The organism is Paeniglutamicibacter sp. NPDC012692 (genome assembly GCF_042901625.1).
In the GTDB taxonomy this organism is placed as follows: Bacteria; Actinomycetota; Actinomycetes; order Actinomycetales; family Micrococcaceae; genus Paeniglutamicibacter.
Window position 1 is genome coordinate 668,306 of record NZ_JBIBDE010000002.1, and the last position, 25,696, is coordinate 694,001.

The following is a 25,696-nucleotide window of genomic DNA, read 5'->3' on the forward strand; positions in this document are numbered from 1 at the left end:
TGCCGGGCTGTCCGCACCCGGCCGTGGATTCATGCAACCCTGCTTCGGCGCCCTCGCAGAGGCATCCCGGGGAGATTCCCCCTTCAGCAACAGCGCGGGTGGCTGCAACAATTGCTAATACAAACGGTGCACCGTCCATCTGACCGGAGCACGGAAAAGAAGGGCGTGCTGCCGCAGGTTAGCGCCCCTCGGAAGTCACGATTTTCGAGGTGTATCCTTGCGCATCCACGACCGCCAACCCAAGGCGCAGATACACGCTGTGCGGATCCTCGCAGTAGCCGTCAAACGGTGCACAGGGCTCGAACCCGGCCGCTGCATACATGGCCCTCGCCGGGGCGAACTGTGGGTGGGTTCCGGTCTCCAACAAGATCTCGCGAATCCCGCCGCGGCGGGCCACGTCGATAAGGTGGTCCAGCATGGACCGCCCCAGACCCTGGCCGCGGTGTGCCACATCGGTGCGCATGCTCTTCAGCTCGGCTCGTCCGGGGGCGAAGAAGTGTAGTGCCCCCAGCGCCACCGGCCGTCCCTGATGTTCGGCGGCGTAGAGTGCGATGCCAGCCTCAGAAAGCGCCGCCGCAGGGTAGGCGTGACGACTGTCTGACGGGGCGGTGGGGGCCATCTCGGCCAGGTGCTCACCGATCATGGCAGCCACCAGCGGCTCGCGGGGATCGGCTCTTCGAATGGGTGCCTTCATGTCCACCAGTTTTCCAAGCTCCCGTGTCGACGGCGTTTCTCCGCGGTGTCCCCCGCGTTTCAGTTCCCCTCGGGCAACAAAAAAGCCGGGCCAGCAAACCCCCGTAAAGAGGTCCACCGGCCCGACAAAATCCATTATGACCCGGAGGCCGACGGACTACAAGGCAATCTGGCGATTCTGGTCCTTGTACAGCAAGTAGCGGAAGTTCGACGGTCCACCGGCGTAGCAAGCCTGCGGGCAGAAGGCACGCAGCGACATGTAGTCGCCGGCCTCGACCTCGACCCAGTCGGCGTTCAGGCGGTAGACGGCCTTGCCCTCGAGCACGTACAGGCCGTGCTCCATGACGTGGGTTTCCGCGAACGGAATCGACGCACCAGGTTCGAAGGTCACGATGTTCACGCCGAAGTCGAACGCCACATCCTCGGGATCAAGCATGCGCGTGGTGCGCCACTTGCCCTCGGTGCCCGGCATTGCGCCCGGAACGACGTTCTTCTCGTTGCCAACGACCGGGCCCGGTGCCGCGACGCCGGCCAGCGGCTCGTAGCGCTTGCGGATCCAGTGGAAGGTGGCAATTTCGGCGCCGTTGTTCAGCACGGACCATTCGGCACCGGCCGGGACGTAGGCGTAGCCGCCCTCTTCCAGCTTGTGCTCGGCACCGTTGATGGTCACGGTCAGCTCGCCGGCGACGACGAAGATGAACGACTGGACCTCGGCCTGCGGCTCCGGCTTCTGCGAGCCGCCACCCGGGGTGACCTCCACGATCGACTGGGCGAAGGTGGTCGAACCGCCGGCAACCGGGCGGTTCAGCACCCAAGCCCGGGTGCCCGTCCACTCGGGGAACACGGAGGTGACGATGTCGCGCAGCACGCCGCGCGGGATCACCGTGTACGCCTCGGTGACGATGGCGCGGTCGGTCAGCAGATCGGTCTGCGGCGGGTGTCCGCCGTAGTTCGTGTAGTAGCTGGCATCGGCACGAGTCTCGGTGTTAGGCATTGGATTCCTCCGTCTGTGTTGCTCGCGCCAGGGCGATCGATTCAAGGGTGGATACGGAAATTTCGGCCTTGGCCGTAATCTCCTCTGCGGTCAGCGCGCCGCAGATCAGGCCGCGGCGGATGAAGTTCGCAAGCGCCTTGGCGGTTGCGGGCTCGTCCATGATCGCGGACTCGATCTTGTGCACGTAGTTGCGCAGGCGGGCCGCTGCTGCCTCGAAACCCTCGCGGTAGAACGCGTAGGTTGCCAGGTAGCGGGTGGCCAGCTGGTTCTGGTGCAGGTCCCAGCCCTGGTAGATGCCGCGTTCCAGGTGGCGACGCACCAGTCGGGCATGCAGTGCCCAGGCGCGTTCCATGGCCTCGGGATCGCCCAGCGGCAGGATGTTCGTCGAGCCGTCGGACAGGTGCACGCCGGTGCCGGCGACCGCCACCTGCATGACGTTCTTGGCGTAGTCCGCAGCGGGGTGCTCCATCGACTGGTAGGCCGCCGCTATACCCAGCGAGGCCGAGTAGTCGTAGGTGCCGTAGTGCAGCGAGGAAACGCGTCCCTTGCCGGCGTGGATCAACGCGGCGGAGGGCACGGTGCCCTCGTGCGAGAGGATCAGCTGCGGGGTTTCCATCTGCACCTCGAAGCGCAGGCGGCCTGCGGGCAGGCCGTGCACCTCCTCGAGCTTTTCGCAGACGTAGACCATGGCCTCGACCTGGGCGATCGTGGTGACCTTGGGAAGCGTCAGCACCAGTCCCTCCGGCAGCGGACCCTGGGCGACGAGTTCGGAAATGAACAGGTCAAGGGTGCGCAGTGCGCGGGCACGGGTGGGTGCCTCGAAGCACTTGAAGCGGATGCCGATGAACGGCGGGGCCACGCCGTCGGCGACGGCCTTGAACACCTGGCGGGCGGCCTCGACGACGGCAGCGTCTTCCTCGGCGTCGCTGCGGACGCCGAATCCGTCCTCGAAGTCCAGCCGCAGGTCCTCGATGGGTTCGCTGTTCAGCTTCGCGGCCACCAGCTCGGCCAGGGCCGCGGGGTTTTCCAGCCCGAGCTTCTGGGCCAGTGCTGCAAGACCGGCAAAGCCGCCCGCGGCGGTCAGCGCGTCCGCGCCCCACTGGGCCGGAAGCCCAGGGGTGAAGCGGTCTGCGGGGACGTAGGCGGTGTGGATGGGCTGGCGACGCCCGTCGTCACCCGGGTAGCTGTTTGCCAGCAACCCGTCGGTGGCTGCCAGGCGCGATTCAACCTCGGCCAGGGCCGCGGCATCAAGTGCGTGACGGGGGCTCACTTGGCCACCAGTTCGGTGCTCAGCAGGCGGTAGGCCGGAAGCGTGAGGAAGTCCTCGAAGTCTTCCTCACGGCCCGAGACCAGGCGGCCGATGAGGGTCGCGGCCGGGACGTAGTACTTCTCGAATTCCGCGGCGTTGTCGACCTCGCTGCGCAGCTTCTCAACCTGGACGGCGAGGGCCTTGGAGACGAGTTCGGCGGTGATGATGTTGCCGGTGTCGGCGGCAACGACCTTGTTGTTGATCTGCTGCCAGATCTGCGAACGGGAGATCTCCGCGGTTGCGGCGTCCTCCATGAGGTTGTGGATGGCCACGGCACCGGTGCCCGAGAGCCACACGGCGGTGTAGGCAACCGCCACGTAGAGGTTGGCGTTGACTCCGGCCTCGGTGACAGAGCCCGGCGCCGAGGCGACGTCGAGCAGCTGGTCGGCGGTGACGGAGACCTCCGGGCGCAGGCGATCGACCTGGTTCGGCTTCTCGCCGAGCACCGAGTCGAAGACGTCCTTGCAGATCGAGACCAGGTCCGGGTGTGCAACCCAGGAACCGTCGAAGCCGTCGTTGGCCTCGCGGGTCTTGTCGTTGCGGACCTTGTCGAAGGCAGCGGCGGTGACCTCGGGTTCGCGGCGGTTCGGGATGACCGCGGCCATGCCGCCCATCGCGAAGGCTCCGCGCTTGTGGCAGGTCTGCACCAGGAGCTCGGTGTAGGCACGCATCATCGGGGCCGTCATCGCGACGTCGGCGCGGTCGGGCATGATGAACTTTTCGCCGGCCTCGCGGAAGTACTTGATGATGGAGAAGAGGTAGTCCCAGCGGCCGGCGTTCAGGCCCGAGGCGTAGTCGCGCAGCTCGAAGAGCATCTCGTCCATCTGGAATGCGGCCGGGATGGTCTCGATGAGCATGGTGGCGCGGATGGTGCCGTGCTCGATGCCCAGCTCGGCCTCGGCGAAGGTGAAGACCTCGTTCCACAGGCGGGACTCGAGGGCGGACTCCATCTTCGGCAGGTAGTAGAACGGGCCCTGGCCCGATTCGCTGAGAACCTTGGCGTTGTGGAAGAAGTGCAGGCCGAAGTCGACGAGGGCGCCGACGGTGGCTTCGCCGTTGATCAGCAGGTTGGCTTCTTCCATGTGCCAGCCGCGCGGGCGGACCACGACGGTGGCCAGCGGCGCGTCGGTGCGCAGGGCATATTCCTTGCCCTCCGGGGACACGAACTTCAGGGTGCCGCGGGCGGCGCTGCCCAGGTTGGCCAGGGCGTCGATGACGTTGTGCCAGGTCGGGGTCGAGGCATCCTCGAGGTCCGCAAGCCAGACCTTGGCGCCGGAGTTCAGCGCGTTGATGGCCATCTTGGCGGGGGTGGCCGGGCCGGTGATTTCCACGCGGCGGTCCTGCAACGCTGCAGGAGCCGGGGCGACCTTCCAGTCGCCGTCGCGGATCTCGGCGGTGGCCGGGTTGAAGTCCAGGGTTCCGGTGCGGGCTGCCTCGGCGCGGGCCGAGACGCGGGTCTCAAGCAGGGCGTCGCGGGTGGTTGCGAACTTTTCGTGCAGCTTTCCGACGAAGGCCAGTGCCTCGGCGGAAAGGATCTCCTGGGCCTGTGCAACGGCCGGGTAGTGGGTGACGGTGATAGTCATTGGAGGCGCTCTTTCTTGCTACTTGTTCTTGGCTGCCGCGTGGGCAACCGCTTCGGCCACATCGGAGGCCACATGCGGGTCAAAGACGCTCGGGATGATGAATCCCGGGTTCAGCTCATCTTGGCTCACGCGGGCGGCGATTGCATCGGCTGCCGCCAACAACATGGAGTCGGTGATGTCGGAGACTCCGGCATCGAGCAGGCCACGGAAGAAACCGGGGAACGCGAGCACGTTGTTGATCTGGTTCGGGAAGTCGGAACGGCCGGTGGCGACGATGGCCGCGTGGCGTCCGGCTGCAGCCGGGTCGACTTCCGGGTCCGGGTTTGCCATGGCAAAGACGATTGCATCCTTGTTCATGGCGGCAATGTCCGCCTCGTCCAGGATGTTCGGTGCGGAGACGCCGATGAAGACGTCGGCTCCGACCACTGCTTCCTTGAGCGTTCCGGTGAACTGCTCCGGGTTGGTGTTTTCGGCCAGCCAGTTGCGGTGCGCATCGGGAGAGACATCCGCACTGCTGATGGCGCCGTTGCGACCACAGGCGATGATGTTGTTTGCGCCGCGTGCGGCCAAGAGCTGGATGATCGCGTTGCCCGCGGCGCCAACGCCGGAGACGACGATCTTGATCTTGTCGATCTGCTTGCCGACCACCAGCAGCGCGTTGGTCAACGCGGCGAGGGTGACGATTGCGGTGCCGTGCTGATCATCGTGGAAGACCGGGATGTCGAGTTCCTCGCGCAGGCGCGCTTCGATCTCGAAGCAGCGCGGGGCTGCGATGTCCTCGAGGTTCACGCCGCCGTAGACGGGGGCGAGGGCCTTGACGATCATGATGATCTCTTCGGTGTCCTGGGTGTCCAGGCAGACCGGCCAGGCATCGACGTTGGCGAACTGCTTGAACAGTGCGGCCTTGCCTTCCATGACCGGCAGTGCCGCGGCCGGGCCGATGTTGCCCAGGCCAAGGACTGCGGAACCATCGGTGACAACGGCAATGGTGTTGCGCTTGATGGTCAGGTTGCGGGCGGCCGCCGGGTTCTCGGCGATTGCCAAACAGACGCGGGCAACACCCGGGGTGTAGGCGCGGGAGAGGTCGTCGCGGTTGCGCAGTGCGACCTTGGGGACAACCTCGAGCTTGCCGCCGAGGTGCATCAGGAAGGTGCGGTCGGAGACGTTGCGGACGGTGACGCCCTCGAGCGCGTTGAGAGCGTCTCGAATGAGATCCCCGTGGGCCGCATCGGTGGTGTTGCAGCTGACGTCGACGACCATGTGGTCATGACCGGATTCGGTCACGTCCAGCGCGGTGATCGCACCGCCGGCCTTGCCAACTGCAGCGGCGAGTTCACTCGTTGCAGTAATCGTTGCAGGGGTTTCGACCCGAAGGGTCAGTGAATAGCCTGGGCTAGGTACAGCCATGAGGTCCTCCTCGAGAAAAGTTTTCCGTATAGTGGATACTATTATCTACAGGATGAAAATACAAGCCCCGTTTGTGGCTTGGCTCATACATTTTCCGCCGCACTTCCGGATCGCGGAATAATTATCACGCTCTCCGGTAAGTTAAGTACAGACCCATCCATCGATCCCCCACTTATGAGGAGCTTCGCAATGTCCGAACCCAAGGCGGCGTCCGGCGTCCAGTCCGTTGAACGTGCATTTGAGCTGCTGGAAGTCATCGCCCGAGCCGGCGGCGAGGCCGCTCTCAGCGAACTCGCGGTCGACACCCCACTGCCGCTGCCGACCATCCACCGCTTGCTGCGGACCCTCGTTGGCATCGGTTACGTCCGGCAGCTGGCGAACCGACGATACTCCTTGGGCCCGCGACTTATCCGCCTTGGCGAGGTCGCCAACCGTCAGCTCGGCGCCCTGGCCACACCGGTGCTCAAGAACCTGGTGAACACCTTGGGGGAATCGGCGAACATCGCTGTCCTGGACGGCGACATGGTCACCTACATCGCCCAGGCGCAGTCGCCGCAGTCCATGCGCATGATCACCGAGGTCGGGCGCCGTTCCACCCTTCACGGAACCGGCGTCGGCAAGGCCATCCTGTCCGTCCTGGATGATGATCGGGTTCGTCGCCTTGTCGACCAGGCCGGAATGGCCGTGTACACCCCGAACACCATCACCACCGTGAGCCGCCTCTTTGCCGATCTGGAACAGATTCGCCGCCGAGGATACGCAATCGACGAAGAAGAGCAGGAACTTGGCGTGCGCTGCTTCGCCATGGCCGTGCCCGGCGCGCCGACACCGATGGCAATCTCGATCTCCGGGCCCGTCACCCGTGTCACCGAGGCCTTCGCCGAACGCGCGATTCCCGAACTCAGGAACGCCGCCCACCAGCTGTCCAGCTCCCTTGCCGTGCGCGTCGACTGACCGTTCGCGGACCATCGGCCAAGGCAGAATTCCAGCCGGCCGAGCATGCAGATCACCCGGGGCCGCCCATGCGGCCCCGGGTGATCTGCGTTTCGGCCGGGCTGGGCTCGCGCACCGAGGCGGGGCAACGCCCCCAAAGGCAGGGCGGGTGATCGGAAGGCCCATCCCCTTCGATCACCCGCCCCGCCAGTCATCTGGTTAGCAGTTGCAGTCCCCGCCCGCCTAGGCGTGTTTGAACTCATTTCCTTTCACCCTGTGTCCGGCTTTTTCGACCGGAACCCGAACACCGACCCCGGACAGCTCCTGTTGGTGCTGTTCAAGGGCCTGCTTGAACTCTTCGTCGCTCACCACCGGCACTTCGTCGCCGTTGGCGTCGATCAGTTTGCCTGCCTCGTAGTGGTCCCCGTCCAGCAGGCTGCGAACTTCCTCTTCACGCACCATGCGCGGCGGAGCCGCGACGAACACGGAGGCATCCTTCTTGGGGGTGCCGAACTTCATTTCGTTGAACAGCAGGTTCAACAGGATGGCCATGACCGCGGCCGAGCTGATGCCCGAGTGGAAAATCGTCCCGAACCAGGTGGGGAACGCATCGTAGAAGTCGGGCTTGACGATCGGGAGGCAGCCGAAGGCAATCGAGGTGGCAACGATGACCAGGTTGAGGTTTCCCTCGTACTTGACCTTGCTCAGGGTGCGAATGCCGGAAGCTGCAACGGTGCCGAAGAGGACAATCCCCGCGCCGCCCAACACCGCGGTGGGCACGGCGGCAACGACCCTGCCCAGGATCGGCAGGAGGCCAAGCACCACCAGGATGCCGCCGCCGGCGGTCACCACAAAGCGGCTCTTGACGCCGGTGATTGCCACCAGGCCCACGTTCTGGGCGAAGGCGCTCTGCGTGAACGTGTTCAGGAACGGTGCCACCATGCTTGATGCCATGTCTGCGCGCAGGCCGTCGGCGATGCGACGCGAGTCGACCTTGGTGCCCGCAATCTCGCCCACGGCAAGGATGTCGGCGGTGGTTTCCGTGAGGATCACCAGGACCACGATGGTCATCGAAATGATGCCGCCGAGTTCAAAGACGGGCCAGCCGAAGGCCAGCGGCTGCGGGAAGGCAAAGAGTGCGCCATGGCCGACCTTCGAGAAGTCCGCCATGCCCAGCAACAGCGCCAGGACGGTTCCCAGCACCATTGCCAGGAGGATCGACAGGCGCGAGATGGCGGCGTTGCCGAGCTTGGAAAGCAGTAGCGCAATCAAGAGCGTGGCGCCGGCGAGCCCGATGTTTTCAAGGCTTCCGTAGTTCTCGGCCTTGGCGTTTCCGCCCATGGCCCAGTTGGCTGCAACCGGCGTCAGCGAAATGCCGATCATGGTGATAACCACGCCGGTGACGACCGGCGGGAAGAAACGCACGATCCTGGCGAAGAAGGGGGCTATCAGGAAGCCGACGGCGGAGGCCGCGAGCACGGCCCCGAACACGGCCTGGATCCCCCCGCCGCCATTGACGATCGCCACCATGGTGGCCACCGAGGCGAACGACGTGCCCTGCACCAGCGGCAGCTGGCAACCGAAGAACGGGATGCCCACCGTCTGCAGGATGGTGGCGAGTCCACCGACAAAAAGACAGCTGGCGATCAAGACGCCGATCTCTTCCGGGGACAGCCCCGCGGCACCGCCAATGATCAGGGGTGGCGCGATGATGCCCCCGTACATGGTCAGCACATGCTGCAATCCATAGGCGATGGTTCTGCCCAAGGGAAGCCGCTCGTCCTCGGGTCGAAGTTTGGTATTTTTGACTTGCGTAGCGTTCACAACTGACCTCCTAGTCGGTTGCTGCGATGAAGGGTGCGCCGGTGGTGCTACACCGGCGCACCCTCTTTACTCATCGCTTAGCAAAAACCGGGTGTGTTTTCCCAGATCGGATGCGTGGAGGGGACTCCCTCACGCGTGATGGTTGCTTCAATGAGTCCGTACGGGCGGTCTGCCGCGAAGAAGACTTCATTGGGGTTGTCCTGGCCGAACGGAGTGAGGTCCACCAGGAAGTGGTGCTTGTTGGGAAGCGACATCTTGATCTCGTCGATTTCGGGATGCGCCTCGAGCACCGCACGGCCCATTTCAAACATGGTCTGCTGCAGCGCGTACGAGTGGTTGTTGGCGAATTCCGCGAGCAGGTGCCCACGGACCGAGGCGTAGATCGCGTCGAAGTCGAGCTCGCCCCCGTTGACAGCCTTGGTGTTGTAGCGCCAACGGGCGGTGACATCAGTGGCCAGGATGCGATCCGAGGTTTCCTGCAGCGTGGTGTAGCGGTCCACGGGGAAGCCATTGAATTCGCTGCCGGTGGACTTCAGGACAGTAAGCCCCTGGATGCCGGCAACAATGTTCTTCTCGCCGTTTGCAATCTCAAGGATCGCGGTGCGGACCTCTGACTTGTTCCGGGAGAACGCGTGATCGTGGTCGTTGATGCGGTCCCAGAAGTACTGCTCGGCCGACCAGCGGCCGCCGGTGATCCAGTCGAATTCGCCGGTGAAGTGCGTTCCCAGGCGGACCAGGAAGTTCTCGACGGCGCCCACGCCGTCTCGGGCCAGGCCGTAAACGGTGTTCTTCTGGGTGTCGGTGGGCACCACCAGGGCGTTGTCGCCGTCGATGTGCGCGCGGGTGAAGTCGCCATGGAGTTGCGAGGTGACGTTCAGGTCCTCGATCTGGTGGCGCTTGGTGTCGCGGGTGATCTTGACGAGCCGGACTTCGGCCTTGCCGTACTGGTTCTGGCCCAGGACGATCTTTGTCGAAACAGCGGCGTCGATGTTTGTGGCAGTCATTGTATTAGCTCCCTCGGTACGTGGAAAATGCAAACGGGCTGATAAGAAGGGGTACGTGGTAGTGATCTGCGGTGTTACTCACCAGGAAATTGATCGTTACCGCGGGGAAGAAGGTTTCCGTACCCTTCGACCCGAAGTAGGCACCGGTATCGAACGAAACCCGGTATTCACCTGCTTCAACCTGCACCGGACCAAGGTTTGCGATCCGACCATCACTGTCGGTCACCCCGGTTCCGATTTCTTGCCAACCGGATGCCGTCTTGGCTTCCAGCGTGGCCTTGACACCGGAGGAAGGCCTCCCGGTCCCGGTGTCGAGTACATGGGTTGTGATGTGGCTGCGATTTGTCATGATTGCGGGCTCAGAGCTCCTCAAAGATGGTTTTGGCGAATGCCGCTAGCTTGCGGAAACGGATTCGAAGAGCGCATCGAGGCGAAGCAACGCGATTTCGCGCAGCTGTTGCCCTACCTCGCGCGTTTCCTCTTCGTCGGCGTTCGAAAGGCGTCGATCAAGCTCGGCCAGGATCTCTTCACTGCTGCGGCCGGCCGCTCGAATGAGAAAGACGCGGTCAAAGCGCTGCTCATAGGCCCGGTTTCCGGCGGAAAGGGATTTCTTGATGCCATCGTCCAGGGCGAGTGCCGACTGTTCCTCGCGACTCAACGTCGCTTCGGTCGAACCGCCCTCGGCGCGCTCACCAATACGAGGGTGATGCGCCAGGGCCGAGGCGATTTCTTCCTCGGATAGCGACGACGCGGCGAGTCCTGCTTGCGCAACGAGATCTTCGATAGATCCGAAGGGACGGCTGTCGACGATGGAATCAATCCATCGGTCGACATCAAGGCAGGGGCGAAGGACACTTGCCGCAGCAGGAGTGTCGAGGGTGTTGAAATGCAACAAGTCCATGGGTGATCAGCTCTTTCAAATCTTTTAGGCCACGCCCAAACGCTGAACACCCTTACCACCGGCAACGCCGGCTTCGACTCGATGTTTTTGAATCGTGGAATCTTTCTTCGTTACATGTAACCCGCATCACAGCCGTGCCGTCAAGGATTCTCCCGAAAAAACTTTTTTGGCTGTTTTGCGGAGGTTGAAACATTCGACCGCGCGGCAAGTTTTTCCGGCCACCCCCTTGTGGAAGCGCCGGAAATAGGGTGATAATTATTCCGTCAGACAAAATCAATATTCCGCAATATGAAAACAATCACCTCGAAGGGGGTAAACATGAACACCGTCGATTCGGCAGCTGAATCATCCAAAGGACATGAGGCACTGGTATCCGGAGAACTATCCGTGAGGCCTTTCATCGCGATGTTTGAACCCATTCGAGGCCTGGATCCCGACTTCGGGTCCGGGGCTTCGCGGAACAGGAAGTCGACATCATGGTGGTCTTGGTTGCACCGCAGCAAGGCACGCAGCTAAGACCCTGGATGCAGTAGCAAGCAACAACACCCCACAAGACCACGAGGGGATGCCATTGGAGGCGCCATGGCATCCCCTCGTTTGTGGTGTTTAAGGCTGATTCTCCGTTCAATCGGCGAACCGAGGCAATGCCCCGACAGACGGTTCACCTTCAAGATGGATCCGGCGCGTCCGCGCAAGCCGGCCCCGTGTTTGGCCAGTCCCCGAGTGACTTTCCCCGGTGATGACGCGTCTACCAGGACCGCGTGACGCGATTTCCAGCGGCGCACGCCAGATTCCGGGTACGGTCCCCCGCCATGCCACCCCACGCGCGTTCCAGCGCGCCTTCTGCCCGCTTCCACGCCATGCGGAGCACCCAAAGCACACCCTCCCGAAATCAAGTCTCGACAATCGAAGCGGCAGCCTGGATTCCCACTGGCCTCACCCTGAAGACCACGAGATTGCCCGGCAAAAATTGTCAAAAAGAAAACGTCCCCGGCTGATGCCGGGGACGTTTTCCCTCAATCCATGTCGCGGTCGAATTCCGTCCTGAAACGGCCTCCCGCTGCCCGTGCGAGCCCTAAGGGCTAGGCCTCGCCGCCCGCGTTTCCGCTGGTGCCGGCGTTGACGTCGTTGAGCTGGTACTTGGCGAAGGCTGCGGCCGGTGCCGAGGCGTCGACCTCCCCGCGCTTGGCCAGCATCTGCAGCGTGCGCACGACCATTGACTGTGCGTCGATCTTGAAGAAGCGGCGCGCGGCGGCGCGGGTGTCGGAGAAACCGAACCCGTCGGCACCGAGGGTCGCGAACTCGTTCGGGACGAACTGGCGGATCTGGTCCGGCACCAAAGACATGTAGTCGGTGGCGGCGATAACCGGTCCCTGCGCACCTTCAAGCTGCTGGGCGACGAACGGAACGCGCGGCTCCGAGCCGGGGTTCATGAAGTTTTCCCGTTCGGCAGCCAGGCCGTCGCGGCGCAGCTCGTTCCACGAGGTCACCGACCAGACATCGGCCGATACGCCCCACTCGTCGGCGAGCAGTCGCTGGGCCTCCAGTGCCCATGGAACTGCAACGCCCGAAGCCATGAGCTGGGCACGGGGGCCTTCCATGTGGTTCTCGGAGACCCTGTAGATGCCCTTGACGATGCCTTCGACATCCAGGTTTTCCGGTTCCTTGGGCTGCTGGTACGGCTCGTTGTAGAGCGTGATGTAGTACATCACGTTCGGGTCCTCGTGCTTGCCGCCGTACATGCGCTCCAGGCCGGCGCGCATGATGTGGCCGATCTCGTACCCGTAGGCCGGGTCGTAGGTGATCACTGCGGGGTTGGTGGCCGCGAGGATCGGGGAGTGCCCGTCCGCGTGCTGCAGGCCCTCGCCGGTCAGCGTCGTGCGGCCGGCGGTGGCGCCCATGATGAACCCGCGGGTCATCTGGTCGGCGGCGGCCCAGAAGGAGTCGCCGGTGCGCTGGAAGCCGAACATCGAGTAGAACACGTAGATCGGGATCAACGGCTCGTCGTGGGTGGAATAGGCGGTGCCGGCCGCGGTGAACGCCGCGACGGCGCCGGCCTCGTTGATGCCCGGGTGGATCAGCTGGCCCGCCGGGGATTCCTTGTAGGCCAGGACCAGGTCGCGGTCCACGGACAGGTAGTTCTGGCCGGCCGGGTTGTAGATCTTGGCGGTCGGGAAGAAAGCATCCATGCCGAAGGTGCGCGACTCGTCGGGCACGATCGGGACCACGCGCTTGCCGAATTCCTTGTCGCGCATCAGGTCCTTGAGCAGGCGCACGAAGGCCATGGTGGTGGCCGCCTGCTGCTTGCCCGACCCGCGTGAGGCGGTGTCGTAGGCCTTGTCCTCGGGGAGGTGGATCTCCTTGGACTTGGCGCGCCTCGAGGGGACGGCACCGCCCAGTGCGGCGCGTCGTTCCATCATGTACTTGAACTCGGCCGAGTCGTCGGACGGGCGGTAGTACGGCGGCAGGTACGGGTCCGCCTCCAGCTGCTCGTCGGTGATCGGGATGCGCAGGTGGTCGCGGAAGCCCTTGAGGTCCTCGAGGGTCATCTTCTTCATCTGGTGAGTCGCGTTGCGCGCCTCGAAGTGCGGACCCAGGCCGTAGCCCTTGACCGTCTTGGTCAGGATGACGGTCGGCTTGCCATTGAACTCCGTGGCTGCCTTGTAGGCGGCGTAGACCTTGTGGTAGTCGTGGCCGCCGCGCTTGAGGTTCCAGATGTCCTCGTCGGTGAGGTCGGCAACCATTTCCTTGGTCACCGGGGACTTGCCGAAGAAGTGCTCGCGCACGAAGGCGCCGTTTTCGGCCTTGTACGTCTGGTAGTCCCCGTCCGGGGTCTCGTTCATGATCTTGACCAAGGCGTTTTCCTTGTCCTTGGCCAGCAGGTCGTCCCACTCGCGGCCCCAGACGACCTTGATGACGTTCCAGCCCGCGCCGCGGAAGAACGCCTCAAGTTCCTGCATGATCTTGCCGTTGCCGCGCACCGGGCCGTCGAGGCGCTGCAGGTTGCAGTTGACCACGAAGGTGAGGTTATCGAGCTTCTCGTTGGCTGCCAGCTGGAGGAAGCCACGTGCCTCGGGTTCATCCATTTCGCCGTCGCCCAGGAACGCCCAGACGTGCTGGTCGGAGGTGTCCTTGATGCCGCGGTTCTGCAGGTAGCGGTTGGACTGCGCCTGGTAGATCGCGTTAGCCGGCCCGATGCCCATGGACACGGTCGGGAATTCCCAGAAGTCGGGCAGCGAGCGCGGGTGCGGGTAGGAGGGCAGCGCGTGGCCCTGGCGCGACTTTTCCTGGCGGAAGCCGTCCATGTCCTCCTCGGACAGGCGGCCTTCCATGAAGGCGCGGGCGTACATGCCCGGGGAGGCGTGGCCCTGGAAGAACACCTGGTCGCCGCCGCCGGGGTGGTTCTTGCCGCGGAAGAAGTGGTTGAAGCCCACTTCGTACAGGGTTGCCGCGCCGGCGTAGGTGGAAATGTGTCCGCCGACGCCTACTCCGGGGCGCTGGCCGCGGTGCACCATGACGGCCGCGTTCCAGCGCATGTAGGCGCGGTAGCGGCGTTCGACCTGCTCGTCGCCCGGGAACTCGGGCTCCTGGTCCACGGGAATGGTGTTCACGTAGTCAGTGGTGTGGACCAGCGGCAAATTCACGCTGGCCTGGCCCGCCCGGCTCATGAGGGAGCTCATGATGCCTTCCGCGGTTTGCGTTCCGCGTGCCTGGACCAACGCATCAAATGATTCGATCCATTCAGAGGTTTCCTCTGGATCGAACGACGATGCTTGAGCGAACTCATCAACGAGGGTCATGGGTGTTTCCTTCAGATGTGGAGAGGGGTGGCTACTTTTGGTCACCGTTTGAAGCACGAGAGTATTTCACTGTACGAAATCTTTCTCTCGCATACTAAGATTAAGTGAACGCTGTTTTAAGCCCATAAGTCAACGCCGCGTCGTGGATTACCGCAACATTCATAGAATCTCGCGTAGCCGGACGCGTCCTCCCGAGACGCAACAGCACAACCGGCTTGCAATCCCCTAGGCATGCGGAAGACTTGCAACCATGCCTCGCACACCCGAAAACACAGTGCCGTTCGCATCGATCCCCGCGGGGACAGTCCAGCTGCGGGACGCCCGTTCCTCGTCCACTCGCACCGTGGCGCTCGTGCCCTTCGAAATTGGAACCACTCCGGTCACCTTCGACCAATGGTCCGACCCCGGAATAACGGCCAATCCGCGGGGCGCGTTACCCGTGCACCCCGTGACCTGGTTCGAGGCAATACGTTGGTGCAATAGTGCGTCGCTAGTTGCCGGACTAAAACCCGCATATGGCGTCAACGGCCGGAACGTCGTCTGGGATGTGACAGCCGATGGCTACAGGCTTCCCACGGAGGCCGAGTGGGAGTGGGCCTGCCGGGCGGGAACCACCGGACCAACGCATGGAAAACTCGAAGACATTGCCTGGACGGCAGCCGACGATGTCGATGGACCTCAGGGTGTGGCGCTGAAGCAGCCCAACAGCTTCGGCCTCTTCGACACGATCGGCAACGTCTGGGAATGGTGCTGGGATTACGCGGACACCGCGCGGTACGCCGACTACCGGAGCCTGCGTGGAGGAGGTTGGGCGGACAAGAAGTGGAGCTGCCGTGTCGCGGTGCGTCGTGGCAGCGCGCCCGACGCGGTGCTGGAGGACGTCGGCTTCCGGGTGGCACGCGGCGCCGTAGGAGAACCGGGCGGGGCCGCCGCGCAAGGGTGGTCCGCCGAGGCCGACCGCCGGCGCGCAGATATCCGCGGTCCCCTACCCGTTGGCTGGACGCCGTTGCGCGGCTTGCTCAAACCCTCCGGGCCCTCGACGGCTGGTGAGCCGCAGCCGGTCGACGTGGCATAGGTCCGGGCGGGCGTATAGTTTTTCCCATGTTCGTTTTCATCTCGCCCCAGCTGCCCACACGGCGTCCGGAGGTTGCCGGCGTCTTTTCCGCCGGCTCGAGATAACGCTGTCTTTCGCGATTCTTTTCCCGCGCCACACGGCGCGGGTGATTCCGTCATGCGGACGTGGCCCGATTCCGGGCGTCCCCTGAACGGTTTCTTTCCCACCCGAATCACCTTCCCGCCTCATGCCCGGCCACTGCCGCAGAGCGGAAAAGACAGTTAGGCAACATTCTTCATGCTTCCCCTCACCGAACAGCAAATCAGGCCATCGTTCATCAATGCCTCGCTCCGCGAGCGCAAGTCACTCACCCTGCCGAGCAACTTTGACGAGCTCTCTTGGGAAAACCTCGACTTCCTCGGCTGGCGCGACGAAAAGCTTCCGCTCATTGGCTACGTGGTCACGTACCTGGACGACGAACCCGTCGGCATCATGTTCCGCAAGGCCGAGGGCAAAACCCGCAATCGCCCCCAGTGCTCGTGGTGCGAAGACGTAAACCTGCCCAACGACGTGACGTTCTTCAACGCCAAGCAAGCCGGCCCCGCCGGGCGCAACGGCGACACCATCAGCACACTGGTGTGTGAGAAGTTCGAATGCTCGGTTAATGTCCGTACACCGCAGTCCCTGCCGTATGTCGGCTTTGACCGGGAGGCTGCAATCGCACACAGGATCCAGGTGCTGCAGGACCACGTGCAGAACTTCACCCAGCGGGTCCGCGACGGCGAAAAGTAGAAGACTTCCGGCGCAGGCGAATCGATCACCGGCGCCGGAGGTTTGCCCTCCTGCGGTGGCCAAGACCTGCTGGCAGCTCTCAGCCCTGTGTTGAACTCTTCCGTTATCCGCGGGAAACCAACCAATCGAGCATTCCCGGTTCAAGGTCGCGGTCGGCAAAAATGAGCCGCTGCACCGTTTGCTGACCAACGGCCGCAATCGTTTCCTTCGAAGGCGCGCCCCGCCATGCCAGCCTGAGACCAGCCTTTTGCGCAACCCTAGCCGAAGACGGATTCGTTGACAGCACCCTGGCGACCACCGGCGCCTCGGGATTCACGTCCCGTGCCATCCCGACGGCTTTGGCAGCAATCTCCGTGGCGAAGCCCCGTCCCCAACCCTCCGGTGCAAAACGGTATCCGAGGTTCCAGAATGGGGTCGCCGCTGGAGGCGCAAAGATGTGGACTCCCCCGGTTCCCAGAAGCGTCCCGGGACGAAGCCGCTGATCCTCGCAGTGCCGCCCCAGGCGCACGACCCAACTCGAAAGCCCGTGTTCTGCCCAGCCCTCGCGAAACATTTCAACAAGCTCGCCGGTTTTCTTCGGGTCGGTGATTCGCTCCCCCGGAGCATGCGCCCACGTGCGCGGATCGCTGGCAATCGCGAAAATTTCCGCGCAGTCGCCCGGTTCCGGGACGGCAAGGACGAGTCTTGAGGATTGCTGTTCTGAACTCATAGTTGTTCCAAGGTATCCCCGGAACCCCGCGAGTCGACCTGTACGAAACCGGCTTTTCCCTGTCTGTAACCGACATGCATAGAAGATATTTTGCGCAGTAGGATCGGGGAAACCCACCCCCAAGGCCCGTTCGGGGGCAGCAACAAGAATCACTCGACCATTCGACCGTCAAGGATCGCCCCCATGAATGCTTCATCCCCGCAAGACACAGCCCAGCACTCCCTGCCCCGAACAATCCTCGTCACCGGAGCAGGCTCGGGCATCGGGAAGGCCGTGACGAGGCGCATGTTGGCGTCGGGGTGGAATGTGGTTCTTGCCGGCCGCCGGGAACAGCCGTTGCTTGATGCCGCGGCACAGCACCCGCGGGCCCTGGTGGTTCCCGCCGACATCACGGATCCGGAGGCCGTGGAGGAACTTTTTGCGGCGGCCATTGAACGGTTCGGACGCATCGACGTGCTTTTCAACAACGCCGGGATCTTCGGGCCCGCCGCAAACATCGGCGAACTCAGCCCCGCACAGTGGCAAGAGGTCTGCGCGGTGAACCTCAGCGGGGCCATGTACTGCGCAGGCGCGGCATTCAGGCACATGCAGCGCTCCGGCGGCGGGCGGATCATCAACAACGGGTCCATCAGCGCCCAGGTGCCACGCCCGTCAACGGTTGCCTACGCGGTCACCAAGCACGCAATCACGGGCCTGACCAAGTCCATCGAACTGGACGGGCGGGCCCACGGCATCACCTGCTCCCAGATCGACATCGGCAACGCCGCCTCGGAAATGATGCAGGATGTCGGGGCCAACTCCGGCGCGCTTCAGGCGGACGGAAGCCGCAAGCCGGAACCAACGTTTGATCTGGAGCAGGCCGCGGCAACCATCGAGTTCATTGCTGCGTCCCCTGCCAATGTCGCAGTGAACCACGTGACCATTACGGCCGCGGGCATGCCGTTCATCGGCAGGGGCTAGGGACTACATAAAGTCCGCGAAGACCCGCTCGAGCTTGGTGAAGGAGGATTCCCACCCGGCACGGGCGGATTCAAGGACCTCCACGGGCAACGGGCCCTGGGTGATCTTCAGCAGCGAACCGTTGGGGCGGTCGAAGAGCTCGACGCGCAATTCGATGACAAGGCTCAACGTCATCTCGTGAGGGCCGTCCTGGCCCACTAGCAGCTCGTGCTCGCGCACCTCGGTGAATTTCGCCTGCACCGGAGAGGTCTGGGTTGGGTCCTCAAGGGAGTGCATGACAAATTCCTGCACGCCGCCGACGCGCGGGTCAATGGTGACGGTGTCCAGGTGGACGCCCCATCCCTCGGGGCCAAACCATTCGGCAAGGATTTCGGGTTCAATAAAGGCAGCCCACAATGCGGGGCGCGGCACGGCGAATTCATGTTCAAGTACGAGTTGTCCCATATCCATGCGCACGAGGTTACCGCTAATCGGCCGTCGAACCGAATGCCGGGGCCCTCCTTCCGGATCCCGAGCGGGGCCACGCGGGGGGGTGAAATGATGTAGCCCATGACAATACTCAAATCGGTACTGCTCTTCGGGGTTGCGGCGCTGCTGGAAATCGGTGGCGCCTGGATGATCTGGCAGGGCATCCGCGAGAACCGCGGCTGGCTGTGGATCGGTGCGGGTGCCATCGCGCTGGGGCTCTACGGTTTTGTGGCAACGCTGCAGCCGGACGCGAATTTCGGACGGATCCTGGCGGCCTACGGCGGGGTGTTCGTCGCTGGCTCGCTGCTCTGGGCCGTGCTGGTTGACGGTTTCCGGCCCGACCGCTGGGATGTCGCCGGCGCCATCGTCGCCCTGGGCGGCGTGGCCCTGATCATGTACGGGCCACGCAACGTCTAGGAACCGAAGACGGCCTTGCCGGTCGCCCCGTCCACGGGCAGGGAGGAATGCTCGTGGGCGACTTCCCACCGCCCCCTCGAACGGTGCAACGCGACGGTGAAACGGTTGGTGACGGAGCGCAGTTTCTTGCCCTTCAACGAGATCCCGGCATATGTCACCAGCGCCGAGGCGAACGCCACGTCGCTGCCGTTCGTAGCCTGCACGTCGCTGAAGGCCACCTCGACCTTTTCGTCGTTCAACGACGAGAACCACCGCCCGACCACCGGCGCCCACGCATCGCGGCCGCGGTACTCGCTCTGGTCCCACGCGTCGAAGACAACCACCTCATCCGCGTAGAGGCGCATGAAGCCCTCGACGTCCTTGTCCCACACCGCCGCGGCGTAAGAATCCAGGAATGCCTCAACTGGTTCCGCTGCAACGCTCATGTGGGCGGTCCTTTCTGCAGGTGAGGCCTTCACTCCGTCTGCAGGCGATGCTACACCCGGGCACAACGGTTAGGCTGATCGCATGATTCCGGAAACCCCGCAGTTCCCCGCGCTGAAGGCCCGTGCCCTGCTCTTTGACATGGACGGAACCCTCGTCGATTCCACGGCCGTCGTCGAGGAACTCTGGACCGATTTCGCAAGGCAACACGGGATCGACATCGACGAACTGCTTGATTACTCGCACGGGCGCCAGACCCTGGACACCCTGCGCCGGTTCCTGCCCGGTTCCAACGGCGACCTGGCCAGGCTCGCCGCCGGACTCGAAGCGCAGGAGACCACCCGCGTGGAGGGAATCATCGAGGTGCCCGGCGCCGGGGCGTTCCTGGGCCAGCTGGGAACGACCCCCTATGCCGTTGTCACCTCGGCGGGGCGGACGCTGGCAGAAATCCGCCTGCGGGCCGCGGGCCTGCCCCTCCCGGAGGTCCTGGTTGCCGCGGAGGACGTCATCGCCGGCAAGCCGTCGCCCGAGGGCTACCTGCAGGCGGCCGCGGCGCTGGGTGTGGACATTTCCGACTGCGTGGCCTTCGAGGATGCACCGGCCGGGCTGCAGTCGGCCGTCACTTCGGGGGCCACCACCGTCGTCGTCGGAACCCACGAATCCCCGCTGACCAAACGCCTTTCCCGCATCAAGAACTACAGGGGTTTGCTGTACGTGGACGGGTTCATCACGGTCGCCGACGGCCGTTGAAAACATCGTGCCGGAGACCGATCCACCCTTGAAATCGGCCACGGGCGATGTTGCACTGTTTCCCATGGGAAACGACCAAAACACAGTGCTCGCCATCGGAACCAAGAAGGGCCTCTGGTTGGCCCAGAGCCCGGACCGGCAGGATTGGACGCTCAGCGGACCGTATTTCACCACCCTTGAGGTCCCGTCCGTCGCCATCGACACCCGCGGCGGCCGCACCAGGATCTTCGCCGGCGTCAACGACTGGCACTGGGGACCCACCGTCGTGCACAGCGACGACATGGGGGCCACCTGGTCCGAGACGGAGAAGGGCGCCGTGAAGTTCCCGGAGGACACCGACACCGCGTTGGCCCGCATCTGGCACATCCGCCCCGACACCGCCGAGCGCCCGGGGGTCGTCTGGGCTGGCTGCGAACCCATTTCCGTCTTCAAGTCCACCGACGACGGCGAGAACTTCGAGCTGAACCGCGGGCTCTGGGACCACCCGCACCGCAGCGAATGGGGCGCCGGTTTCGGCGGGGCCGCGGTGCACAGCATCGTGCCGAACGCCGTCGACCCGAACGTGGTCCACGCGGCGATGAGCACCGGCGGCGTGTACCGCAGCACCGACGGCGGCACCTCCTGGGAACCCCGGAACAAGGGAATCAAGGCCGACTTCTTCCCCGATCCGTGGCCCGAGTTCGGCCAGTGCGTCCACCACATCACCGCGGACGCGGGAGACCCGGACAGGCTCTACGCCCAGAACCACGGCGGCGTCTACCGGACCGACAACGCCGGCGATGAATGGACAAGCATTGCCCAGGGGCTCCCCGCCGACTTCGGCTTCGTGTTCCTCGCCCACCCGCGCACCCCCGGCACCGTCTGGACCATCCCGTTGAAGGCCGCCGAGGAGCGCAACCCCGTGGGCGGGCGGCTCTCGGCCTACAGGTCCACCGACGCCGGGGAGACCTGGGAGGAACAGCACGACGGGCTGCCGGAACCCGACTACAACGCGGTGCTGCGCGACGCGGCGGCCGTGGACGACAACCCCGGAACCATCGGGGTGTACTTCGGGACCCGCGGCGGCGAGGTCTTCGCGAGCCCCGACGAGGGGGCCCATTTCAACACCGTCGCCCGGCGGCTGCCCGACGTGCTCAGCGTGCGCGCCGCAGTGGTCGTTGGCGCCTGAGCATGCAGACGATCCAGGTCGAGGTGCCGTCGGTGCTCGCCGCGGCGCTGGGCGGGAACCGCAGGCTCGAGGCCCACATGCCGGTGGGCTCGAGCGTCCGCAACCTTCTAGACGAGCTGGACGAGGCCTACCCGCTCTTTGCCCGCCGGGTCAGGGACGAACGCGGGCAGGTGCGCCGCTACGTGAACATCTTCATCGGGCCCGACAACATCCGCTCGCTGCAGGGGCTGGAATCCGTGCTGCCCGCCGGTTCCACGGTCATGATCATGCAATCGGTGGCCGGGGGCTGAAACGGCGCAGGCTGCGGGGTTTCACTGTGTCATGCGGTAGCCGCGGACACCTGCGTGCCTGCCCGCGGGCCCCCTCGCCGGATCCGGCGACCGGCACTACGCTATGGTCATGAGCAACCTGGAGACCGCACCGGAAGAACTTGTGTGCAACGACCACCGCGCTTGCGCAGGCATCGAGCTGCTGGCCCCGCGAAACGTCCCGCTGGGCGGGCCGCGGGCCATGGATGTGCGCAGGACCCTGCCGCAGAAGCAGCGCAGCCTGATCGGCGCCTGGTGCTTCCTGGACCACTACGGACCGGACCCCGTGGGCGAATCCGGCGGCATGCGCGTTCCGCGCCACCCGCACACCGGCCTGCAAACCGTCTCCTGGCTCTTCACCGGCGAGATCGAGCACCGCGACTCCGCGGGGCACCACGCCATGGTCCGTCCCGGCGAGGTCAACCTGATGACCGCCGGGCGCGGCATCAGCCATTCCGAGTTCTCGACCCCGGACACCAGGGTGCTGCACGGCGCCCAGTTGTGGATCGCGCTTCCGGACCGGGCCAGGCACACCGCACCGACCTTCGTGCACCACCGACCGGAGCCCATGGGAACCGAGGACTGGACGGTTCGCGTGTTCCTCGGGTCGCTCAGCGTCTCCGCCGACCGCGGGGCCGAGCACTACTCGGCCTCCCCCGTCCACACGCACACCGAGCTGGTGGGCGCCGAGATCCTGATGGAACCGGGCACGCGGATCAAGGTGGCCCTCAAGGCGCACCACGAACACGGCATCCTGCTCGATTCCGGGTCGCTGAAGGTCGAGGTTGACGACGTCCCGGTCGACCACCTGGCGTTCCTGCCCGTCGGATTCCAAACCGTCACGCTGAGCGCAGGAAACAAGCCCGTGCGCGCACTGCTGATCGGCGGCGAGCCGCTCCATGAGCAGATCCTCATGTGGTGGAACTTCGTGGGGCGAACCCACGAGGAGGTCGTGAAATACCGCCAGCAGTGGCAGGCGGAAATCGGCGCCGAACCCGGGGACGGATCGGCCAAGCGCTTCGGCGAGTTCCCGGACGGCGAACCCGATCCGCTGCCCGCCCCGGTACTGCCCACCGTCCGCCTGCGCCCGCGCGACTAGGCGCCACCCGCCCGATGAATCCCGTGGCCCGCGACTTCGCGGGGACGGCGGAAGGAAGGAATCCATGAGCCTGGAGATGGAGCTTGAACGGCTGCGGCGTTCGCTGACCGAGCGGGCGGAGATCGGAGACCTGCTCGAAGCCAAGCGCGAGGTGGAACATTTCGTTTCCTATGCATCGGCGCAGCAGGCCGACGAAGCCTGCGCGCACTTCGAAAATGCCGGCTGGTCGGTCGACCGTTCCGAGGAGCAGGACGCCAACGGCCTGATCCCCGTGCGCGTGTACCGGCGGCAGGCCATGGACGCGGAGCACGCCGAACGTTCCATCCGGGCCGTCTACGCCATCAACGAGCAGCACCAGGGATACTACGACGGCTTCGGCGCCATGGTGGTCCTGGCCGAGGGCAGCGAGCCGCCGGGGTTCTTCAGCCGCCTTTTCGGCCGACACAGCAGCGACGGATAAGGGGGCGCACCATGGAACAAATCCACCTCGGGCAGCTCGCCGAACGGCAGCGCTATGCCGTGTTCGACGGCGACAAGATCATCGGCGCCGCCCACTACCGGGACCTGTCCACCGACCACGGCATCGAGCGCGTCTTCTTCCACACCGTGGTCGACGAGGCCTACTCCGGGCAGGGACTGGCCTCGAAACTGGCGGTGTTCGCACTGGAGGACACCATCGCGCAGGGGCACAAGATCGTGGCGGTGTGCCCCTACATCAAGGCTTACACGGCCAAGCACCACCAATACGATGCCCACCTCGTTGTGCCGGAAGCCCGGCACCTGCGGATCCTGCCGACGGCGTAGAAGCCCGGACCTGCGGTTGCTGGGGGCCTGTTACCCGGCGCGCTCGCGGTTGAACTTCCTCGGGCCGATCACGGCATGGGTGGTGGCCGCCGCCGCGGGGGGCCATGGATTCCGTGCCGGGCCGGCCTTCAGTCGGCCAGCTCCGAGCCGACCTCCCCCAGCGCCTCGCGCAGGATCCGGATGGCCTTGGGGCCGACCCCGTGCAGGGCCTGCAGGGCCTTCTCGCCCAGGGCCGCGGCCTGTTCAAGCGTGGTGATTCCGTGGGCATTCAGTGCCCGCGTTGCGGGAGCACCGATCTTCGGCAGTTCATGGTCGCTCATGCTCCGAGTGTATTGCGCACCTCGATCGCCGGCACAGCCGTTTCAACGGCCCGCGTCCGCGGGGTCAGGACGATCAACGCCAGCCCGATGAGCGCGGTGAAGGCGAAGACCGCGACGAACGAGTCGTTTCCGCTGAAGGCGGCGAAGATCAGCCCGGCCGCGGCAAGGGCCAGGGCCGAGCCCATCGAGTCGGCGATGGCCAGCGCCGAGGAGTTGAAGCCCTGGTTCGCGGTGGTCGACAGCTTGATCATGTGCACGTTCTGCCTCGGGTACACCAGTCCCATGCCGGCCCCGCCGAGGCCCCAGGCGGCGATCGCCACGAAGGCCGGCCAGTGCCAGGCCGCGGTCGCCAGGACCAGGACGATTGCCGCCACGCCGAGCACCGAGCCGATGAGCATGGCCCGTTCGTTGCCCAGGGTCTCCCCCATGCGGCCCTGGACCGCGGATCCCAGCGACCAGAAGATCGCGCCACCGGTCAACGCCAGGCCAGCCACCGCCGGCGTGAGCGCGTAGCGGTCCATCAGCAGGTACGGCAGGTACACCTCGGTGCCGAAGAACGCTGCCGCGGCCAGCCCGCGAACCAGGATCGTGGTCGGCAGGCCCCGCCCCGCGCTCAGGGTCTTGCGCGGGAACAGCGGGCGCACCGCCACCAGCACCACCGCCAGGGACAGCAGCATCAGCCAGGTCCCCACCGAGGGGACGTCGGCAAGCAGGTTCATGGCCAGGACCGCGGCCGCAGCCAGGGCCGCCCAGCCCAGCGGAAGCCAGGCGATCTTGCCCTCCGGCTTCTCCCCGCCGCCGAGCCCGCGCAGCGACGGCACCACCGCGGCCATGGCCAGCAGCACCAGCCCGACGACGCCGAGGAACACCCAACGCCAGCTGACGGTTTGCGCGGCAAGCCCGGCCGCAAACGGGCCGATCAGCGACGGGATGACCCAGGCCGCGGCAAATGCGGCGAAGATCTTCGGATGCAGGCGCGGAACGTAGACCCTTGCCACCACCACGTACAGCGCCACGGTGATGGCACCGCCGCCGAGCCCCTGGACCAGGCGTCCCACCACCAGCGCCTGCATGCTCGGCGCCAGGCCGCACAGCAGCAGGCCGACAATGAACACGATCGAGGAAACGTAGAGCGGACCCGTCGGTCCCTTCCGGTCGGACCAGCCACCCGCGGCCACCATGCCGATGACGCCGCTTGCCATGGGTGCCGCGAAGGCCAGCGCGTACATGGCCGCGCCGTTCAGATCCTTGCTGACCAGCGGCATGACCGTCGTGACGGCCAGGGATTCGAAGGCGACAAGGAACACCAGGGAGAACATTCCCACGGTGATCCAGCGGTATTGGGGAGCGAAAAGGCCCAGCGGCACATTCGCGCCGGATCCGGGAGCAGACGAGGTCATGATTAGAGCTTAAAGCCTGCCCGTTTCCCGCATTGCATCGACCTGCGGAGAGTCTTGTCAGCAATGTTTTTCGGGGGTGAATTCACGTCCATTCGGGGGTGACCGCAGGTAGGGTTTCGTGCATGGAGTTCACCAACGAAATAACCGTCAACGTCCCGCGCAGCAGGTTCATCGAGCTCTTCGACGACCCGGAAAACCTGAAACTCTGGCAGACGGGGTTGCTCTCCTTCGAGGCGGTCTCCGGCACGCCCGGGGAACCCGGTGCAACCTCAAGGCTGCTCTACAAGCAGGGCAGGGGCACCATGGAAATGGTCGAGACGGTCACCCGACGCGAGCTGCCCGATGCATTCGACGGAACCTATGATGCCAAAGGCGTCCACAACATCTGCAAGAACGAGTTCCACGACGTGGACGGAACAGCGACCCGCTGGGTCGCGCACAATACCTTCGAATTCTCCGGGTTCATGAAGATCGTCGGGCTGCTCTTCGGCTCGATGTTCCCGAAGCAGAACTTGAAGACTATGAATGAGTTCAAGTCGTTTGCCGAGGCGCAAGCGTAGGTAAGCCGGAAGCATG

General features: G+C 64.8%; 27 protein-coding genes. 12 read left to right on the plus strand and 15 right to left on the minus strand.

All coding sequences use genetic code 11. The annotated features are described in order from the left end of the window. Positions 1 to 178 precede the first annotated feature (178 nt). The 5 genes from ACFY5D_RS11185 to ACFY5D_RS11205 form a co-directional block, all read right to left on the minus strand. Positions 179 to 694, minus strand: a complete 516-nt coding sequence (locus tag ACFY5D_RS11185; protein WP_387529245.1) for a GNAT family N-acetyltransferase — start codon at positions 692 to 694, stop codon at positions 179 to 181. A 156-nt stretch (positions 695 to 850) separates the two neighbouring features. Continuing rightward, positions 851 to 1,687 (minus strand): bifunctional allantoicase/(S)-ureidoglycine aminohydrolase, encoded by an 837-nt coding sequence (locus tag ACFY5D_RS11190; RefSeq protein ID WP_387529248.1) that lies wholly within the window; start codon positions 1,685 to 1,687, stop codon positions 851 to 853. Next, positions 1,680 to 2,957: a DUF6986 family protein gene (locus ACFY5D_RS11195; RefSeq protein WP_387529251.1), complete on the minus strand. Its 1,278-nt coding sequence runs from the start codon at positions 2,955 to 2,957 to the stop codon at positions 1,680 to 1,682. Before ACFY5D_RS11195 ends, ACFY5D_RS11190 begins: the two co-directional genes overlap by 8 nt. Beyond that, a complete protein-coding gene (gene aceB, locus ACFY5D_RS11200; protein WP_387529254.1) occupies positions 2,954 to 4,579 on the minus strand; it encodes a malate synthase A in 1,626 nt (541 codons plus the stop codon). The genes ACFY5D_RS11195 and aceB overlap by 4 nt, the downstream gene beginning before the upstream one ends. Positions 4,580 to 4,597: 18 nt before the next feature. Beyond that, a complete protein-coding gene (locus ACFY5D_RS11205) occupies positions 4,598 to 5,986 on the minus strand; it encodes an NAD-dependent malic enzyme (RefSeq protein WP_387529257.1) in 1,389 nt (462 codons plus the stop codon). 189 nt (positions 5,987 to 6,175) lie between these two features. On the opposite strand from ACFY5D_RS11205, the gene ACFY5D_RS11210 reads away from it, so the two are divergent. Next, positions 6,176 to 6,940: an IclR family transcriptional regulator gene (locus tag ACFY5D_RS11210; protein ID WP_387529260.1), complete on the plus strand. Its 765-nt coding sequence runs from the start codon at positions 6,176 to 6,178 to the stop codon at positions 6,938 to 6,940. A gap of 222 nt (positions 6,941 to 7,162) precedes the next feature. On the opposite strand, the gene ACFY5D_RS11215 is transcribed toward ACFY5D_RS11210, so the two are convergent. The 5 genes from ACFY5D_RS11215 to aceE all read right to left on the minus strand — a co-directional run bounded on the left by ACFY5D_RS11215 (position 7,163) and on the right by aceE (position 14,448). Continuing rightward, positions 7,163 to 8,743 carry a nucleobase:cation symporter-2 family protein gene (locus ACFY5D_RS11215; RefSeq protein ID WP_387529263.1) on the minus strand — a complete coding sequence of 527 codons (1,581 nt, stop codon included), beginning with the start codon at positions 8,741 to 8,743 and terminating at the stop codon, positions 7,163 to 7,165. A gap of 77 nt (positions 8,744 to 8,820) precedes the next feature. Beyond that, on the minus strand, positions 8,821 to 9,747 hold the full coding sequence (gene pucL / locus ACFY5D_RS11220) for a factor-independent urate hydroxylase (RefSeq protein WP_387529266.1): 927 nt from the start codon (positions 9,745 to 9,747) through the stop codon (positions 8,821 to 8,823). A gap of 4 nt (positions 9,748 to 9,751) precedes the next feature. After that, the gene (gene uraH, locus ACFY5D_RS11225) at positions 9,752 to 10,096 is read right to left on the minus strand and encodes a hydroxyisourate hydrolase (protein WP_387529269.1); all 345 of its coding nucleotides are present in this window, start codon (positions 10,094 to 10,096) and stop codon (positions 9,752 to 9,754) included. A gap of 45 nt (positions 10,097 to 10,141) precedes the next feature. Next, positions 10,142 to 10,648, minus strand: a complete 507-nt coding sequence (gene uraD, locus ACFY5D_RS11230; protein ID WP_387529272.1) for a 2-oxo-4-hydroxy-4-carboxy-5-ureidoimidazoline decarboxylase — start codon at positions 10,646 to 10,648, stop codon at positions 10,142 to 10,144. A 1,082-nt stretch (positions 10,649 to 11,730) separates the two neighbouring features. After that, the gene (aceE, locus tag ACFY5D_RS11235) at positions 11,731 to 14,448 is read right to left on the minus strand and encodes a pyruvate dehydrogenase (acetyl-transferring), homodimeric type (protein WP_387529275.1); all 2,718 of its coding nucleotides are present in this window, start codon (positions 14,446 to 14,448) and stop codon (positions 11,731 to 11,733) included. A gap of 250 nt (positions 14,449 to 14,698) precedes the next feature. Between aceE and ACFY5D_RS11240 the strand changes: the two genes are divergently transcribed. Together ACFY5D_RS11240 and ACFY5D_RS11245 are read left to right on the plus strand one after the other, a co-directional pair. After that, positions 14,699 to 15,523, plus strand: a complete 825-nt coding sequence (locus ACFY5D_RS11240) for a formylglycine-generating enzyme family protein (protein ID WP_387529278.1) — start codon at positions 14,699 to 14,701, stop codon at positions 15,521 to 15,523. 276 nt (positions 15,524 to 15,799) lie between these two features. Continuing rightward, a complete protein-coding gene (locus tag ACFY5D_RS11245; protein ID WP_387529281.1) occupies positions 15,800 to 16,294 on the plus strand; it encodes an FBP domain-containing protein in 495 nt (164 codons plus the stop codon). A gap of 103 nt (positions 16,295 to 16,397) precedes the next feature. Here the strand turns inward: ACFY5D_RS11245 and ACFY5D_RS11250 are convergent, their stop codons facing one another. After that, positions 16,398 to 17,156: a GNAT family N-acetyltransferase gene (locus ACFY5D_RS11250; protein ID WP_387529284.1), complete on the minus strand. Its 759-nt coding sequence runs from the start codon at positions 17,154 to 17,156 to the stop codon at positions 16,398 to 16,400. Between the two features lie 30 nt (positions 17,157 to 17,186). Here ACFY5D_RS11250 and ACFY5D_RS11255 point away from each other — a divergent pair, with 30 nt between their 5' ends. Next, the gene (locus ACFY5D_RS11255; RefSeq protein WP_387529287.1) at positions 17,187 to 17,963 is read left to right on the plus strand and encodes an SDR family oxidoreductase; all 777 of its coding nucleotides are present in this window, start codon (positions 17,187 to 17,189) and stop codon (positions 17,961 to 17,963) included. A gap of 3 nt (positions 17,964 to 17,966) precedes the next feature. Here ACFY5D_RS11255 and ACFY5D_RS11260 read toward each other — a convergent pair whose 3' ends face one another. After that, a complete protein-coding gene (locus ACFY5D_RS11260; RefSeq protein ID WP_387529290.1) occupies positions 17,967 to 18,413 on the minus strand; it encodes an SRPBCC domain-containing protein in 447 nt (148 codons plus the stop codon). A gap of 99 nt (positions 18,414 to 18,512) precedes the next feature. Between ACFY5D_RS11260 and ACFY5D_RS11265 the strand changes: the two genes are divergently transcribed. Then, on the plus strand, positions 18,513 to 18,848 hold the full coding sequence (locus tag ACFY5D_RS11265) for a YnfA family protein (protein ID WP_387529293.1): 336 nt from the start codon (positions 18,513 to 18,515) through the stop codon (positions 18,846 to 18,848). Here ACFY5D_RS11265 and ACFY5D_RS11270 read toward each other — a convergent pair. Continuing rightward, positions 18,845 to 19,273, minus strand: a complete 429-nt coding sequence (locus ACFY5D_RS11270) for a YybH family protein (protein ID WP_387529296.1) — start codon at positions 19,271 to 19,273, stop codon at positions 18,845 to 18,847. The genes ACFY5D_RS11265 and ACFY5D_RS11270 overlap by 4 nt on opposite strands. Before the next feature lie 82 nt (positions 19,274 to 19,355). Here ACFY5D_RS11270 and ACFY5D_RS11275 point away from each other — a divergent pair, with 82 nt between their 5' ends. From ACFY5D_RS11275 to ACFY5D_RS11300, 6 genes are all read left to right on the plus strand, one after another. Then, positions 19,356 to 20,021 carry an HAD-IA family hydrolase gene (locus ACFY5D_RS11275; protein ID WP_387529299.1) on the plus strand — a complete coding sequence of 222 codons (666 nt, stop codon included), beginning with the start codon at positions 19,356 to 19,358 and terminating at the stop codon, positions 20,019 to 20,021. A gap of 64 nt (positions 20,022 to 20,085) precedes the next feature. Further along, the gene (locus ACFY5D_RS11280) at positions 20,086 to 21,189 is read left to right on the plus strand and encodes a WD40/YVTN/BNR-like repeat-containing protein (protein ID WP_387529301.1); all 1,104 of its coding nucleotides are present in this window, start codon (positions 20,086 to 20,088) and stop codon (positions 21,187 to 21,189) included. 2 nt (positions 21,190 to 21,191) lie between these two features. Next, complete coding sequence (locus ACFY5D_RS11285) at positions 21,192 to 21,479, plus strand: MoaD/ThiS family protein (RefSeq protein ID WP_387529304.1); 288 nt, start codon at positions 21,192 to 21,194, stop codon at positions 21,477 to 21,479. Between the two features lie 109 nt (positions 21,480 to 21,588). Then, entirely contained in the window at positions 21,589 to 22,596 is a 1,008-nt protein-coding gene (locus ACFY5D_RS11290; RefSeq protein WP_387529306.1) for a pirin family protein, read from the plus strand. A gap of 64 nt (positions 22,597 to 22,660) precedes the next feature. Beyond that, the gene (locus tag ACFY5D_RS11295; RefSeq protein ID WP_387529309.1) at positions 22,661 to 23,056 is read left to right on the plus strand and encodes a ribonuclease E inhibitor RraB; all 396 of its coding nucleotides are present in this window, start codon (positions 22,661 to 22,663) and stop codon (positions 23,054 to 23,056) included. 11 nt (positions 23,057 to 23,067) lie between these two features. Continuing rightward, positions 23,068 to 23,400 (plus strand): GNAT family N-acetyltransferase, encoded by a 333-nt coding sequence (locus ACFY5D_RS11300; RefSeq protein WP_387529312.1) that lies wholly within the window; start codon positions 23,068 to 23,070, stop codon positions 23,398 to 23,400. Positions 23,401 to 23,528: 128 nt separating this feature from the next. On the opposite strand, the gene ACFY5D_RS11305 is transcribed toward ACFY5D_RS11300, so the two are convergent. Together ACFY5D_RS11305 and ACFY5D_RS11310 are read right to left on the minus strand one after the other, a co-directional pair. Then, complete coding sequence (locus ACFY5D_RS11305) at positions 23,529 to 23,720, minus strand: DNA-binding protein (protein ID WP_387529315.1); 192 nt, start codon at positions 23,718 to 23,720, stop codon at positions 23,529 to 23,531. Then, positions 23,717 to 25,120 (minus strand): MFS transporter, encoded by a 1,404-nt coding sequence (locus ACFY5D_RS11310; protein ID WP_387529318.1) that lies wholly within the window; start codon positions 25,118 to 25,120, stop codon positions 23,717 to 23,719. Before ACFY5D_RS11310 ends, ACFY5D_RS11305 begins: the two co-directional genes overlap by 4 nt. Positions 25,121 to 25,242: 122 nt before the next feature. Here ACFY5D_RS11310 and ACFY5D_RS11315 point away from each other — a divergent pair, with 122 nt between their 5' ends. Further along, positions 25,243 to 25,680, plus strand: coding sequence for an SRPBCC family protein (locus ACFY5D_RS11315; protein ID WP_387529321.1), 438 nt, complete (start codon positions 25,243 to 25,245; stop codon positions 25,678 to 25,680). Positions 25,681 to 25,696 lie beyond the last annotated feature (16 nt).

Bases quoted from the DNA above. Each gene is read 5' to 3' on its own strand.
- ACFY5D_RS11185 (WP_387529245.1), bottom strand. From the start codon at position 694: ATGAAGGCACCCATTCGAAGAGCCGATCCCCGCGAGCCGCTGGTGGCT.
- ACFY5D_RS11190 (WP_387529248.1), bottom strand. From the start codon at position 1,687: ATGCCTAACACCGAGACTCGTGCCGATGCCAGCTACTACACGAACTAC.
- aceB (WP_387529254.1), bottom strand. From the start codon at position 4,579: ATGACTATCACCGTCACCCACTACCCGGCCGTTGCACAGGCCCAGGAG.
- ACFY5D_RS11205 (WP_387529257.1), bottom strand. From the start codon at position 5,986: ATGGCTGTACCTAGCCCAGGCTATTCACTGACCCTTCGGGTCGAAACC.
- ACFY5D_RS11210 (WP_387529260.1), top strand. From the start codon at position 6,176: ATGTCCGAACCCAAGGCGGCGTCCGGCGTCCAGTCCGTTGAACGTGCA.
- pucL (WP_387529266.1), bottom strand. From the start codon at position 9,747: ATGACTGCCACAAACATCGACGCCGCTGTTTCGACAAAGATCGTCCTG.
- uraH (WP_387529269.1), bottom strand. From the start codon at position 10,096: ATGACAAATCGCAGCCACATCACAACCCATGTACTCGACACCGGGACC.
- uraD (WP_387529272.1), bottom strand. From the start codon at position 10,648: ATGGACTTGTTGCATTTCAACACCCTCGACACTCCTGCTGCGGCAAGT.
- aceE (WP_387529275.1), bottom strand. From the start codon at position 14,448: ATGACCCTCGTTGATGAGTTCGCTCAAGCATCGTCGTTCGATCCAGAG.
- ACFY5D_RS11240 (WP_387529278.1), top strand. From the start codon at position 14,699: ATGCCTCGCACACCCGAAAACACAGTGCCGTTCGCATCGATCCCCGCG.
- ACFY5D_RS11245 (WP_387529281.1), top strand. From the start codon at position 15,800: ATGCTTCCCCTCACCGAACAGCAAATCAGGCCATCGTTCATCAATGCC.
- ACFY5D_RS11255 (WP_387529287.1), top strand. From the start codon at position 17,187: ATGAATGCTTCATCCCCGCAAGACACAGCCCAGCACTCCCTGCCCCGA.
- ACFY5D_RS11260 (WP_387529290.1), bottom strand. From the start codon at position 18,413: ATGGATATGGGACAACTCGTACTTGAACATGAATTCGCCGTGCCGCGC.
- ACFY5D_RS11265 (WP_387529293.1), top strand. From the start codon at position 18,513: ATGACAATACTCAAATCGGTACTGCTCTTCGGGGTTGCGGCGCTGCTG.
- ACFY5D_RS11270 (WP_387529296.1), bottom strand. From the start codon at position 19,273: ATGAGCGTTGCAGCGGAACCAGTTGAGGCATTCCTGGATTCTTACGCC.
- ACFY5D_RS11275 (WP_387529299.1), top strand. From the start codon at position 19,356: ATGATTCCGGAAACCCCGCAGTTCCCCGCGCTGAAGGCCCGTGCCCTG.
- ACFY5D_RS11280 (WP_387529301.1), top strand. From the start codon at position 20,086: ATGGGAAACGACCAAAACACAGTGCTCGCCATCGGAACCAAGAAGGGC.
- ACFY5D_RS11285 (WP_387529304.1), top strand. From the start codon at position 21,192: ATGCAGACGATCCAGGTCGAGGTGCCGTCGGTGCTCGCCGCGGCGCTG.
- ACFY5D_RS11290 (WP_387529306.1), top strand. From the start codon at position 21,589: ATGAGCAACCTGGAGACCGCACCGGAAGAACTTGTGTGCAACGACCAC.
- ACFY5D_RS11295 (WP_387529309.1), top strand. From the start codon at position 22,661: ATGAGCCTGGAGATGGAGCTTGAACGGCTGCGGCGTTCGCTGACCGAG.
- ACFY5D_RS11300 (WP_387529312.1), top strand. From the start codon at position 23,068: ATGGAACAAATCCACCTCGGGCAGCTCGCCGAACGGCAGCGCTATGCC.
- ACFY5D_RS11305 (WP_387529315.1), bottom strand. From the start codon at position 23,720: ATGAGCGACCATGAACTGCCGAAGATCGGTGCTCCCGCAACGCGGGCA.
- ACFY5D_RS11310 (WP_387529318.1), bottom strand. From the start codon at position 25,120: ATGACCTCGTCTGCTCCCGGATCCGGCGCGAATGTGCCGCTGGGCCTT.
- ACFY5D_RS11315 (WP_387529321.1), top strand. From the start codon at position 25,243: ATGGAGTTCACCAACGAAATAACCGTCAACGTCCCGCGCAGCAGGTTC.